The following is a 12,795-nucleotide window of genomic DNA, read 5'->3' as shown; positions in this document are numbered from 1 at the left end:
CGGGTTACGTGGGGCGCCCCCGTCGAATATCAATCAATTGAAGGCAATCCTGGCTCACGCGAACATGTCGCGATATCCGAGAAACAGCTCCTCGAATACCAGCCGCGCGTTGAGCGGATGATTCTCGACCATCCGCTGGCGCGTCACGGCCTTCATGAAGCGCGCGAACGCATTCGCGTCGAGCGCATTCGCACAGCGCGCCAATGCGGATGCATGCGCCGGAAAGTAGCGCGGCGCGCCCGCCATCCGCTGCGCAAGCAGATCGTACAGCCAGCGCTGCAGCCAGCCGAGCACGAGCGGCACCGGCAGCTTCTGCAGCGTCTCGCCGCATGCGAACGGGTCGCACCCCGCGCCGGCCGCGAGCTGGCCGAGCGTGAAATCGCGCAGCGGACGGTTCTCGTCGCTCGCGAGCGCCAGTGCCGCGAGCGGCGCGCCGCCCGCCTCGGCGAGCAGCGCCGGCGCGTCGGCAATGCCTTGCGCGGCGAGCCACGCGGCGGCCGCGTCCGGCGCCGGCACCGTCATCGGCCACTGCCGGCAGCGGCTGATGATGGTCGGCAGCAGCCGGTCGATGCGTGCCGACACGAGCAGGAACACGACACCCGCCGGCGGCTCCTCGAGCGTCTTCAGCAGCGCGTTCGATGCGGCGACGTTCAGCGCCTCGGCCGGATACAGCACGACGACGCGCGCGCCGCCGCGGTGCGAGCCGACGCCGCAGAAATCCAGCAGCGCGCGCACCTGCTCGATCTTGATTTCCTTGCTCGGCGCGCGGGTCTTCTTGCCGCCGTCGTCCGCGTCCGCGGGCTTCGCGTCGTCCGCCGCGCCCGGCGCTTCGCCGGCGAGCGCTTCCGGCAGCACGATCCGGTAGTCCGGATGGTTGCCCTGCTCGAACCAGTTGCAGGCCGGGCAGGTGCCGCACGGCTCGCCGTTCGCCTGCGGCGTTTCGCACAGGAAGCCCTGCGCGAGATGCTGCGCGAAACGCAGCTTGCCGATTCCGGCCTGGCCGTGCAGCAGCAGCGCGTGCGGCCATTGCGCACGCAGCTGCTGCAGGCGGTTCCAGTCGTCGGTTTGCCACGGATAGATCATCTGCTTCCTCTGTTGAGCGTTACAGCGACGCATTACAGCGCGGCGAGCACGCCTTCGAGCTGCTTGCGGATCTCGGGGATCGACTGCGTCGCATCGACGATCGCGAAACGGTGCGGCGCCTCTTCCGCGCGCCGCAGGTATTCGCCGCGGGTGCGCGCGAAGAACGCGTCGGATTCGCTCTCGAACTTGTCGGGCATCCGCGCGGCGCCGCGCCGTTCGCTCGCGACCTGCGGCGCGACGTCGAACAGCACGGTCAGGTCCGGCTGGAAGCCACCCTGCACCCAGCGCTCGAGCGTCTCGAGCTTGTCGCGCGGCAGCCCGCGGCCGCCGCCCTGGTACGCGAACGTCGCATCGGTGAAGCGGTCGGACACGACCCAGTCGCCGCGCGCGAGCGCGGGCTCGATCACGAGCGCGAGGTGCTCGCGGCGTGCCGCGAACATCAGCAGCGCCTCGGTCTCGAGGTCCATCGGCTGGTTCAGCAGGATCTCGCGCAGCTTCTCGCCGAGCTGCGTGCCGCCCGGCTCGCGCGTGACGACGACCTGCCTGCCGGCCCCGGCCAGCTTGTCCTGGAGCCGTTCGCAGAACCAGTTCAGGTGGGTGGTCTTCCCCGCCCCGTCGATGCCCTCGAACGTGATGAATTTACCGCGCGCCATCTATTGACCTCGTATGTATTTGTCCACGGCCTTGTTGTGATCGCCGAGCGTGTCGGAAAAGACGCTCGTGCCGTCGCCCTTCGCGACGAAGTACAGCGCGCCTGTGGCCGCCGGATTGATCGCCGCCTGCAGCGCCGCCGTGCCCGGCAATGCGATCGGCGTCGGCGGCAGACCGCGCCGGGTGTACGTATTGTAGGGAGTGTCCGCCTGCAGATCGCGCTTGCGCAGATGGCCGTCGTACGCGTCGCCGAGCCCGTAGATCACCGACGGATCGGTCTGCAGCGGCATGCCGATGCGCAGCCGGTTCGCGAACACCGCCGCGACGAACGCACGGTCGGCCGCGTGTCCGGTTTCCTTCTCGACGATCGACGCGATCGTCAGTGCTTCGTAAGGCGTCTTGTAGGGGAGACCCGGCGCGCGCGCGGCCCATGCCTCGTCGAGCCGCGTCTGCATCAGGCGATACGCGCGCCGGTAGATGTTCAGGTCGCTCGTGCCCTTGTCGAACAGATAGGTGTCGGGAAAGAACAGGCCCTCGCCGCTGCCGCGCTGCACCGCACTGTCGGGCGCGCCGATCGCGCGCAGCAGGTCGGCATCGCTCATCCCGGCCGTCGAATGCGCGAGAGCCGGATTCGCGTCGAGCTCCGCACGCATCCGCTTGAAGGTCCAGCCCTCGATCACGGTCGCGACGTATTCGTTGACGTCGCCGCGCGCGATCTTCTGCAACACGTCGTACGGCGTGATGCCGGTCTTGAATTCGTAGTTGCCGGACTTGAGCTGGCTCGACAGCCCGAGCACGCGCGTCATGACGACGAAGGCGAACGGCTCGACCGGCACGCCGCCGCGCTTCAGCTGCTGGGCGACGCTCTTCACGCTGCTGCGGGGCTTGATCGTGACGTCGAGCGACGCCGCGCCGAGCAGCAGCGGCCGGGTCGCCCAGTAATACGCGCCGCCCGCGCTGGCAGCGGCCGCGACGATGGCCACCGCCGCGAACGTCGCGGCGGATTTCTTCAATAGGGACAGCACAATAGGCAGTTGACTTTAAAGCAGTAACGCACTGATTTTTAACGAAAAGCCTCGCACCGATCGGCGTTGGGGCCTGGCCACGCTGGTGGACTTTCGCGGATGTCGAGCCCTACATTGTATCGGTGTGGGCATGCTTTGGTCACAGCGTCTCGGCGCCATCGTCGGCCATCGATTCAATTTCGGATCGCATCACCCGGGGCTTGGCGCCCGCATCGTATGCCGCGAATGCGGCTGCGGGTTCGCTGGCGCCCCGTAAAGCCATGCGCGTCGTGGGGGCAGCCGGAAGGTCTGCGGGATTGGGCGCGAGCGACTAGAATGGCGTGACCGGCCTTGGCGCTACCGGAGCATGACGCTCCAGCGACGCCGAGGCATTGCAGAATCCGGTCAGCGCCTGACATGAGCATGGATCCGCGTCTCGTCAGGATCCATGCCACGCCTGTTCGCGCACGCCGCACTCAAATCGACAGTTTCCTCGTTCCATGAGCACACCGTTCGCTTCAACGGCCCCGCAGGCCGCCGCCCCCGCCTCGCTCCCAGTATTCCCCCGCCCGTCTGCCGCCGATTTCGCCGCGCCGGGCGCGTACATGCCGCTCCCGCAGTTCGGCGTGATCGACGTGGCCGGCGACGACGCCGCGACGTTCCTGCACAGCCAGCTCACCAACGACATCGAGCACCTCGACCCCGCGAGCGCAAGGCTCGCCGGCTACTGTTCGCCGAAGGGGCGCCTGCTCGCGTCGTTCCTCACGTGGCGCGCAGGTCACGGCGTGCGGCTCCTCGTGTCGAAGGACGTGCAGGCCGCTGCGCAGAAGCGGCTGTCGATGTTCGTGCTGCGCGCGAAGGCGAAGCTGTCGGACGCGAGCGACGCGCTCGCCGTGGTCGGCTTCGCGGGTGACGTACGCGGCGCACTGTCGGGTATCTTCGACGCGCTGCCGGACGGCGTGCACGTGAAGGTCGACGGCCCCGCCGGCACGCTGATCCGCGTGCCAGACGCGGCCGGCAAGCGGCGCTACCTGTGGATCGGCACGCGCGCCGACGTCGATGCGCGCATCGCCGCGCTCGAAGGCAAGCTGCCCGCCGTGTCGCCGGCCATGTGGGACTGGCTCGACATCCGCGCGGGCGAGGCGCGCATCACGCAGCCGGCCGTCGAGCAGTTCGTGCCGCAGATGGTGAACTTCGACGTGGTCGGCGCGGTGAACTTCCGCAAGGGCTGCTATCCGGGCCAGGAAATCGTCGCGCGCAGCCACTATCGCGGCACGATCAAACGCCGCACCGCGCTCGCGCATGTCGCGGGCGACACCGACACGGCACGCGCGGGCATCGAACTGTTCCACAGCGACGACCCGGGCCAGCCGTGCGGGATGATCGTCAATGCGGCGGCCGCACCGGCAGGCGGCGTCGACGCGCTCGTCGAGATCAAGCTCACCGCGCTCGACAGCGGCAGCGTGCATCTCGGCGCGGCCGACGGCCCGACGCTCGCGTTCGTGCCGCTGCCCTACGCGTGGCCGACGGAAGTGTGACCGGCCATCCATTCGTTCGCGCGCCGGCCTGCGCATTGCAGCCGGCGCCTGAAGTTTCCTGCGAGAGATTCGCCCGATGTGTCTGATTGCCTTCGACTGGCAGCCCGATGCCGCCGCCGGTCCCGTCTTTACCCTGATCGCCAACCGCGACGAGTTTTTCCGCCGCACGAGCGCGCCGCTCTCCTGGTGGGAGGAAGTGCCGGGCGTGCTGGCCGGCCGCGACCTCGAAGCCGGCGGCACGTGGCTCGGCGTCTCGCGCGACGGCCGCTTCGCGGCGCTCACGAACTACCGCGCGCCGTTCGACATCCGTGCGGGTGCGCCGACCCGCGGCAAGCTCGTGTCCGATTACCTCGGCGGGCAGCGGGTCGCGCCGCTCGACTACCTCGCTCGGCTCGCCGAGCACGCGGCGATGTACAACGGCTTCAACCTGCTCGTCGGCGACTGGAAGCGGCGCGAACTCGCGTGGTTCTGCAACCGCGCGGCCGAGGGCGAGAGCGGCGTCGCCGCACCCGCGCTGATCCCGGCCGGCGTGCACGCGCTGTCGAACGCGCGGCTCGACACGCCCTGGCCGAAAGTGGTGCGCAAGCGCGCCGAACTCGGCACACTGCTGACCGACGACCCGGCGCCGCCGCTCGACGACCTGATCGCGCTGATGCGCGACCCGCACATCGCCGAAGACGACGTGCTGCCGCACACGGGCATCCCGCTCGAACGCGAACGCGCGCTGTCCGCCGCGTTCATCGAAACGCCCGAATACGGCACGCGCGGCACGACCGCGCTGCGGGTCACGATGAAGGAAGGCGTGCGACTGACGGTCGACATCAAGGAACGCTGCGACGACGACGGCTCGCACCGCATCGTCCGTCCCGGCGCTTTCGAGCGCACGTTCACGTTCGACATCGACGCGACGCATGCCCGCTGACGCGGGTGCTGGCCGCGTCGTCCGCTCAGGGCGCGCGCGTCATCTCGACGTGCGGGATGCCGGCTTCGACGAAGCGCTCTCCGACCGCCGCGAAACCGTGCCGCAGGTAGAACGGCACGGCCGGTTCCTGTGCATAGAGCCGTACGAGCGGATCGCCGCGCCGCCGTGCCTCGTCGAGCAGCGCCTGCAGCACGGCCGACCCGGCGCCCTGCCCGCGCACGTCGGCGAGCACCGCGACGCGGCCGATCGTGCCCGTCGGCAGCAGTCGCCCGGTTGCCACCGCGCGGCGCGTGCCGGTTGCGCGATCGATCCGGTACGCGACCGCGTGGCGCGACAGCGGATCGTCGTCGTCCAGTTCCATTTCTGCCGGAATGCGCTGCTCGCGCACGAACACCGCGTCACGAATGCGCGCGGCGTCGCCGCCCAGCGTCGCCCAGTCACCCGTTTCCACCACGCAGTCCGCCATGCGCCCTCCGCGCGGCAGCCGTGCCGCCGCCAACCGTCAGATATCGTCGAATGCCGCCCGCAGCGCCGCGACCGCATCCGCATGCGCGGCCCGCACTTCAGGAACGTAGCCGCCCATCTTGAAGAACTCGTGGATCATTCCCGGGTAGCAGGTCAGCGTGACCGGAACGCCCGCCGCGCGCAGCTTGTCCGCATATGCGACGCCTTCGTCGCTCAGCGGATCGTACTCGGCGGTCGCGATCCACACCGGCGCGACACCCGCGAACGACGGCGCGCCGCGCGTGCCGTCGAGCGGCGCAAAACGCCAGTCGTCGCGATCCGCGGGTTCGCGCAGGTATTGCGAGAAGAACCACTGAATCGTGTCCTGCGACAACAGGAAGCCGTTCGCGAGCCGCGCGTGCGATTCGGTCTGCTGGTGGCCGGTCGCGCCCGGGTAGATCAGCAACTGGAGCGCGACGCGGAGGCCCGCGTCGCGCGCGAGCACCGCGCAGACGGTCGCGAGCGTACCGCCCGCGCTATCGCCGCCAACCGCGAGCCGCGCCGCGTCGACGCCGAACGCATGCGCCTCGCGGTGCAGCCAGCGCAGCGCGTCGTCGGCATCGTTCACGGCGGTCGGAAACTTGTGCTCGGGCGCGAGCCGGTAGTCGACCGACAACACCGCGCATTGCGCGTCGCGCGCGAACATCCGGCACAGCGCGTCGTGCGTGTCGACGCTGCCGACCGTGAAGCCGCCGCCGTGATAGTAGACGAGCGCCGGCAGCGGCTCGGCCAGGCTCGGCTCGATCGGCAGATACAGGCGCGCGCCGATCGAGCGGCCGTCGCGCGTCGGCACGACGCAATCCTCGACCGAATGCATCGGCGCGGGCGGCACGTCGAGGATCGGCGCGCTCTTCTCGTAGGCGGCGCGCGCCTGCTGTGGCGTCTGGTGGTGGTAGGACGGACGTTTCGCGCGCTCGACCATGTCGAGTATCTGGGCGATCTTCGGATTCAGCGGCATCGGAAAAAACGGGCGCCCGCACGGCGCCGCTCACGGACAAGCATCACATGATGCCATGCCCGCGTCAGACGAGCTGCACGAGCTGCTTGCCGAAGTTGTGGCCCTTCAGCATCCCGACGAACGCTTCGGGCGCACGCTCGAGCCCGTACGCGATCGATTCGCGGTAGTGCAGCTGCTTCGTCGCGACGAGCTCGGTCAGCTCCGCGAGCGCGGGCGCCCACGCGTCCGGATGCTCGAACACGATGAAACCCTGAAGCGTCAGCCGCGAGCGCAGGATCAGCGCCGGGTTCGACAGCGGCGCGCTCGTGCCGTCGTAAGCGGCAATCATCCCGCACACCGCGATGCGGCCGAATGCGTTCATCCGCGCCATCGTCGCGTCGAGCACCGCGCCGCCGACATTCTCGAAGCAGCCGTCGACACCGTCGGGCGTCGCGGCCGCGAGGTCGTCGGCGAGCCGCCCCGCCTTGTAGTCGATGCACGCGTCGAAGCCGAGCGTGTCGACGACGTAGCGGCACTTGTCGGGTCCGCCCGCAATGCCGACCGCGCGGCACCCCGCGCGCTTCGCGAGCTGGCCGACCACGCTGCCGACCGCGCCGCTCGCCGCACTGACGACGACGGTCTCGCCCGCCTTCGGCGCGATGATCCGGTTCAGCCCGACCCAAGCGGTGACGCCCGGCATCCCCGTCACGCCGAGCCACGCCGGGAGCGGCACGCGCGACGTGTCGACCTTGCTCAGCCCGTGCCCGTTCGACGTGCCGTACTCCTGCCAGCCGAACTGGCCGACCACGTGCTCGCCGACCGCGAACCCCGGATGGCGCGACTCGATCACTTCGCCCGCGGTGCCGCCGATCATCACTTCGTTCAGCGGCTGCGGCGGCGCATACGACTTCGCATCGTTCATGCGGCCGCGCATGTACGGATCGAGCGACAGGAAATGATTGCGCACGCGCACTTCGCCGTCCGCAAGCGGCGCGAGCGGCGTCTCGACGAGCCGGAAGTTGTCGGTGCTCGCCGCGCCCTGCGGGCGCGACACGAGCAGGATCTGACGATTGACGATGCCCATCGCTGTCTCCTGTCAAACGGCCCTGCCGCACAGGCAGAGCCGCGTATCGCGAACTTACACGTCGCTCGGGCCGGGATGCGCGTCCGGCGCGGTGCGGGTGCGTTGCCGCTTGATGTCGCGGCCCACCGCGAGCCGCCGCATGTACTTGAACGTGCCGAGCGCCTTCGCGACGAAATGGCCGTCGCTGTCACGCACCTCGCCTTCGCAGTACGCCATCGTCGTCGAACGGTGCATCACGCGCCCGTAGGCGCGCAGCTCGCCGCGGCCCGGCTGCATGAAGTTCACCTTCATCTCGACCGTGACGACGCCGACGCCGTCGTCGGTCAGGCTGCGTGCGGCCATCGCGAGCGCGACGTCCGCGAGCGTCATCGTCACGCCGCCGTGCGCGATGCTCCACGTGTTCATGTGGCGCTCGTCGAGCGGCAGCACGATCTCGCTCTTGCCGTCCTTCGCGGACACGAGCTGCACGCCGAGCATGTCGACGAACGGGCTCTCGATCGACGGGCCTTCGGCCTGTTGTGCTGCGTCGCTCATCGTGCGTCGTCGACCAGATAGTCGATGCACTGGCGCTCTTCGCGCACGGTCGCGACGAACTTCTTCACTTCCTCGTGGACGGGGTGCACCTGGTATGCGTCGAGCGCGGCCTTGTCGGCGAAGTCGGATACCAGCACGACGTCGTAGGTGGCTTCGAGGCCCGGCGTCGCGACGCCCACGTCGAGATGCAGGATGCCCGGCACGATGTCGCGGCAGGCGTCGAGCTTCTCCTTCAGCTTCAGCGCGTTCTGCGCGCGCGTGGCGCCTTCCGTCGATTCCTTCAGCTTCCACATGACAATATGTCTGATCACTTCGTTTGCTCCTTTCGTGATGGTTCGCCATTTTGGCCGGAAACGTTGCCGGCAGGGATTTTCCCTGCAGTCGTGCATTCGCCAGCGTTCGTCCGCTCTCGTCGACCTTGACGCCCGGCTGAAGCAAAGGCGAGTATCGAAGCGGGTATCGCGCCGCATGTCGAGCGACGATACCCTCCTTTTCACGACGCCGCATCCGGCGTCGAGCGCGTGCACGGGGTGGCAGGCGCCAAGCCTACCAAACTTGCCGGTTCCGATGGGCTGTATCGCGAAGCTCGACTGGGCGTCACCCGTCTTCGGCGTTCAATTGCCGTCGCGTTGCACGTGCTGGCAATCCGGCACAAGCCGGTCACCGAAGCCGAGGACGACCGCGAGAAACGGCAACCCGATCGCGCTCCACTGCTTGCCGGAGCCGCGAATGACGATGCGATCAGCCATCCATCAGATGCCCACTGGAATCGACGTTGCCGACCGCCCCGCCTCACCCCGCCACAACCCGGTTCCGCCCTTCCCGCTTCGCCTGATAGAGCCGCTCGTCGACCGCGCGCAGCAACGCATCGACCGTGCTGCCGTCGATCCCGTATTGCGCCACGCCAACGCTGACCGTCACTTGCACGCGCTTGAAATCGAGCCCGAACGGCGAACTTGCGATCGACGAGCGCACGCGTTCGGCCGTCATCCGCGCCCCCTCGAGCGGCATCTCGGGCAACAACGCCATGAACTCCTCGCCGCCGACCCGCGCGAGCCCACCCGCCGGCCGGATCGCCTCGAGACACTGCCGCACGACGCCGCGCAGCACCTCATCGCCGATCTGGTGCCCGTATGCGTCGTTGATGTTCTTGAAGTTGTCGAGGTCGAGTGCGAGCAGGCAGAACGGCGTGCCGTCGCGCTCCGCGCGCTGGATCTCGCGCTCGACCTGCGCGATGAACTGACGGCGGTTCGACGCGCCCGTCAGCGGATCGGTCGCAGCGAGATATTCGAGCTTCTGGTTGGTGCGGCGCAATTCCTGCAGCGCGCTCTCGCTGCGCGCCATCGATTCCGCCAGGCGGCTCATCAGGTCTTCCTGGCTGTAGATCGCCGAAAACGAGCGAGTGGTCTGCAGCGCCTGCACGACACCGTAGCTGAGCAGGAAGAAGCCGCCCGCGAAGATCGCATGGGCGAGCCACCACATGTGGTTCCACGGCTTGCCGAGGATGAATGCGAGCGACGACAGCGCGAACGCCATGATCGACATCCCGTAGATCACCATCAGCGGCGAGCGGATGCGCCGCGCGAGCAGCACGCCGACGTTGAGCAGCGAAAACACCAGCGCGCCGCCCTCCATCGACAGCCGCGTACCGAGCGCGCCGGCCACCGGCGAATAGGCGATGTACGCGACCGCAACGTCGATGACCACAAAGAAGGCGATCCACGGCAGCCAGATGCGCAGGCTGGTGCGCTTGTCGACGCGATCGGACGGCCGCGAATACGACATCAGCCCGACCAGCAGCAGGATCGCCATCACGAGCCGCGATGCCGGCCCGTACAGCAGGAACAGCCAGATATTGTGATGCGCCATGCCTGTGAACACGCCGTGCAGTGCATAGACCATCGCGAAACCGAGGAAGCCGAGCGTCAGCCAGCGCAGCAGCGGCTCGCCGGACGAGCGGTAGCAGACCCACGTCACATAGGTGACGAATGTGCCTTCGAGCGTCGCCGCGGCGATCGCGAGTTCATGAAACGCATGACTCTCGAATGTCAGGTGCGGATCGCCAAAGAACCACAGATAGGCAATGAGATAGGCTGGCAGCAACGCGAAGCCGACCAGCAGGCATTTCGCGTAGATTCTGGCGACGGCGCTGACGGCGCGCGGCGGCTCGCCGGCTGAGAAAGTCGTGCTCACTTCGGCCCCCGATCGATCCGCTGCATGGCTCGAATGCGGGGGCATCCGATCACGATGCGCCGCCCGCTCCAGATTCCAGGCACGTACCGCGGCTGTCGGTGCGACGCGCGACGCGCGATCCGGCCCATTCTGCCGAAAGACAAATGTCAGAGCCTAGTATAGGTGGGGCGATTCGTTTGACAAGTAAGGGGAAACAGCATCGTCGGGGCGATACCGATTGATTCGCGATCGTATCGGATCGTGCAATGGCGCACGTTGCGGCGCCGCTGCGGCGGGCTCCGCTCGTTGCGGCCGCCGGCGCGAATGGGACGAATGGGCGCGATTCGGACCGCGTGGCTGGCGTCGCCGCGGCGGCCGCCAGCCACGCACAGGTCAGACGATTTCGAACAGGCCGGCTGCGCCCTGCCCGCCGCCGATGCACATCGTCACGACCGCGTATTTCACGCCGCGCCGCTTGCCTTCGATCAGCGCGTGGCCCGTCAGGCGCGCACCCGACACGCCGTACGGATGCCCGACCGCGATCGCGCCGCCGTTCACGTTCAGCCGGTCTTCAGGAATCCCCAGCTTGTCGCGGCAGTACAGCACCTGCACCGCGAACGCTTCGTTCAGCTCCCACAGGCCGATGTCCTCGACCTTCAGGCCGGCTTGCTTCAGCAGCTTCGGCACCGCGAACACGGGGCCGATGCCCATTTCGTCCGGCTCGCAGCCCGCGACCGCAAAGCCGCGGAACACGCCGAGCGGCTGCAGGCCTTCCTTCTGCGCGGTGTCGGCGCTCATTACGACGCACGCCGCCCCGCCGTCGGAAAACTGGCTCGCGTTGCCCGCGGTGATCACGCCGCCCGGCACTGCCGAACGGATCTTCGACACGCCTTCGAGCGTCGTATCCGGCCGGATCCCTTCGTCGGCCGTGACCGTCACTTCCTTCGTGTAGAGCCGCCCCGTAGCCTTGTCGGCAACGCCGGCGCGCACGGTGATCGGCACGATCTCGTCGGCAAAGCGCCCGTCGGCCTGCGCGGCCGCCGCCCTCAGCTGCGACTGCACGCCGTACTCGTCCTGCCGTTCTTTCGAGATCCCGTAGCGCTTCGCGACGTTCTCTGCAGTCTGCAGCATGTTCCAGTAGATCTCGGGCTTGTGCTCGAGCAGCCACCCTTCATACGCCATGTGGCGGTTCATCTCGTTCTGCACGCACGAGATCGACTCGACGCCGCCCGCGACGTACACGTCGCCTTCACCTGCGATGATCCGCTGCGCGGCCAGCGCGATCGTCTGCAGTCCGGACGAGCAGAAGCGGTTCACCGTCATGCCCGGCACGCTCACGGGCAGCCCTGCACGCAGCGCGATCTGCCGCGCGATGTTGCCGCCCGTCGCGCCTTCCGGGTTCGCGCAGCCGATGATCACGTCCTCGACGCGCGCGGGATCGAGCTTCGCGCGCTCGAGCGCGGCGGCGACCACGTGGCCGCCGAGCGTTGCGCCGTGCGTCATGTTGAAGGAGCCACGCCACGATTTCGCCAGCGGCGTGCGCGCGGTCGATACGATTACGGCTTCGGTCATCTAAGTTCTCCTGTCGATCGGATCGCGTGCCTGGCCGCTGATCCTGTCCGATGCAAAGATTCCTGCTTCCTGGATTGAATGAATGCGCTACGCCGCCGGGCGTGCGCCGGCCGACGTGACTCGCGCCACGCCCGCCGCCTGCAGTTGTTGCCATGCGTTTGCGAGCGAACCGTTCAGGTCGATCGCGCGGCACGCGTCGTCGATCACCGCCGCTTCGAAGCCCGCCGCGCGCGCGTCGAGCGCCGACCACGCGACGCAGTAGTCGGTCGCGAGCCCGCAGCACCACACGCGCTTCGCGCCGAGTTCGCGCAGATAGCCGGCGAGGCCCGTGCGCGTCGTGCGATCGGCCTCGACGAACGCCGAGTAGCTGTCGACCTGCGCGTCGCTGCCCTTGCGGATCACGAGGCGCGCGTGCGGGATATCGAGGTCGCGATGCAGCGCGGCGCCGTCGGTGTCCTGCACGCAGTGCACGGGCCACAGCACCTGTTCGCCGTACGGCAGCGCGAGCGTCGAGAACGGCTCGCGCCCTGGATGGTTCGCCGCGAACGACACGTGGTCGCGCGGATGCCAGTCCTGCGTCAGCACGACCTGATCGAAGCGCGCGGCGAGCGCGTTGACGACCGGCACGACCGCATCGCCGTCTGGCACCGCGAGCGCGCCGCCCGGCATGAAGTCGTACTGCACGTCGATCACGAGCAGGACGTCGTCGGTACGTTTCATCGCGTGTCTCCTGTGTCGATCAGAGTGAGCGCTTTAGCGCTTACTCAGGCCCCATGCTTCGCGGTCGATCAGAG

The 12,795-nt window shown here is 68.4% G+C and carries 14 protein-coding genes; 2 read left to right on the top strand and 12 right to left on the bottom strand.

Translation table 11 applies throughout. From position 1 onward, the window contains the following. Nucleotides 1-54: 54 nt before the first annotated feature. Genes DID96_RS26835 through mltG form a run of 3 tightly spaced genes read right to left on the bottom strand, consistent with a single transcriptional unit; the run spans nucleotide 55 to nucleotide 2,756 of the window. On the bottom strand, nucleotides 55-1,083 hold the full coding sequence (locus DID96_RS26835; protein WP_124602271.1) for a DNA polymerase III subunit delta': 1,029 nt from the start codon (nucleotides 1,081-1,083) through the stop codon (nucleotides 55-57). Nucleotides 1,084-1,115: 32 nt separating this feature from the next. Next, nucleotides 1,116-1,736 carry a dTMP kinase gene (tmk, locus tag DID96_RS26830; protein WP_124602270.1) on the bottom strand — a complete coding sequence of 207 codons (621 nt, stop codon included), beginning with the start codon at nucleotides 1,734-1,736 and terminating at the stop codon, nucleotides 1,116-1,118. Next, nucleotides 1,737-2,756: an endolytic transglycosylase MltG gene (gene mltG / locus DID96_RS26825; RefSeq protein WP_124602295.1), complete on the bottom strand. Its 1,020-nt coding sequence runs from the start codon at nucleotides 2,754-2,756 to the stop codon at nucleotides 1,737-1,739. A 482-nt stretch (nucleotides 2,757-3,238) separates the two neighbouring features. Here mltG and DID96_RS26820 point away from each other — a divergent pair, with 482 nt between their 5' ends. Continuing rightward, nucleotides 3,239-4,276 carry a folate-binding protein YgfZ gene (locus DID96_RS26820; protein WP_124602269.1) on the top strand — a complete coding sequence of 346 codons (1,038 nt, stop codon included), beginning with the start codon at nucleotides 3,239-3,241 and terminating at the stop codon, nucleotides 4,274-4,276. Nucleotides 4,277-4,352: 76 nt separating this feature from the next. Further along, nucleotides 4,353-5,198, top strand: a complete 846-nt coding sequence (locus DID96_RS26815) for an NRDE family protein (RefSeq protein ID WP_124602268.1) — start codon at nucleotides 4,353-4,355, stop codon at nucleotides 5,196-5,198. Nucleotides 5,199-5,223: 25 nt separating this feature from the next. Here DID96_RS26815 and DID96_RS26810 read toward each other — a convergent pair whose 3' ends face one another. The 9 genes from DID96_RS26810 to pncA form a co-directional block, all read right to left on the bottom strand. After that, complete coding sequence (locus tag DID96_RS26810) at nucleotides 5,224-5,664, bottom strand: GNAT family N-acetyltransferase (RefSeq protein ID WP_124602267.1); 441 nt, start codon at nucleotides 5,662-5,664, stop codon at nucleotides 5,224-5,226. Between the two features lie 36 nt (nucleotides 5,665-5,700). Continuing rightward, nucleotides 5,701-6,660 carry an alpha/beta hydrolase gene (locus DID96_RS26805; protein WP_124602266.1) on the bottom strand — a complete coding sequence of 320 codons (960 nt, stop codon included), beginning with the start codon at nucleotides 6,658-6,660 and terminating at the stop codon, nucleotides 5,701-5,703. Nucleotides 6,661-6,724: 64 nt separating this feature from the next. Further along, entirely contained in the window at nucleotides 6,725-7,723 is a 999-nt protein-coding gene (locus DID96_RS26800) for an NADP-dependent oxidoreductase (protein WP_124602265.1), read from the bottom strand. A gap of 54 nt (nucleotides 7,724-7,777) precedes the next feature. Then, nucleotides 7,778-8,257: a PaaI family thioesterase gene (locus tag DID96_RS26795; RefSeq protein ID WP_124602264.1), complete on the bottom strand. Its 480-nt coding sequence runs from the start codon at nucleotides 8,255-8,257 to the stop codon at nucleotides 7,778-7,780. After that, on the bottom strand, nucleotides 8,254-8,568 hold the full coding sequence (locus DID96_RS26790) for a Dabb family protein (protein ID WP_124602263.1): 315 nt from the start codon (nucleotides 8,566-8,568) through the stop codon (nucleotides 8,254-8,256). The genes DID96_RS26795 and DID96_RS26790 overlap by 4 nt, the downstream gene beginning before the upstream one ends. 303 nt (nucleotides 8,569-8,871) lie before the next feature. After that, on the bottom strand, nucleotides 8,872-9,006 hold the full coding sequence (locus tag DID96_RS39080) for a hypothetical protein (protein WP_260464016.1): 135 nt from the start codon (nucleotides 9,004-9,006) through the stop codon (nucleotides 8,872-8,874). 43 nt (nucleotides 9,007-9,049) lie between these two features. Beyond that, the gene (locus tag DID96_RS26785; RefSeq protein ID WP_124602262.1) at nucleotides 9,050-10,450 is read right to left on the bottom strand and encodes a sensor domain-containing diguanylate cyclase; all 1,401 of its coding nucleotides are present in this window, start codon (nucleotides 10,448-10,450) and stop codon (nucleotides 9,050-9,052) included. Nucleotides 10,451-10,822: 372 nt separating this feature from the next. Further along, on the bottom strand, nucleotides 10,823-12,001 hold the full coding sequence (locus DID96_RS26780) for an acetyl-CoA C-acyltransferase (protein WP_124602261.1): 1,179 nt from the start codon (nucleotides 11,999-12,001) through the stop codon (nucleotides 10,823-10,825). Between the two features lie 87 nt (nucleotides 12,002-12,088). After that, nucleotides 12,089-12,721 (bottom strand): bifunctional nicotinamidase/pyrazinamidase, encoded by a 633-nt coding sequence (pncA, locus tag DID96_RS26775; RefSeq protein ID WP_124602260.1) that lies wholly within the window; start codon nucleotides 12,719-12,721, stop codon nucleotides 12,089-12,091. Nucleotides 12,722-12,795: the final 74 nt, after the last annotated feature.

The organism is Burkholderia sp. Bp8963 (assembly GCF_003854275.1).
Taxonomy (GTDB): Bacteria; Pseudomonadota; Gammaproteobacteria; order Burkholderiales; family Burkholderiaceae; genus Burkholderia.
The sequence above is the reverse complement of the archived record's forward strand: the minus strand, read 5'-3'. Positions and strand labels throughout refer to the sequence as shown.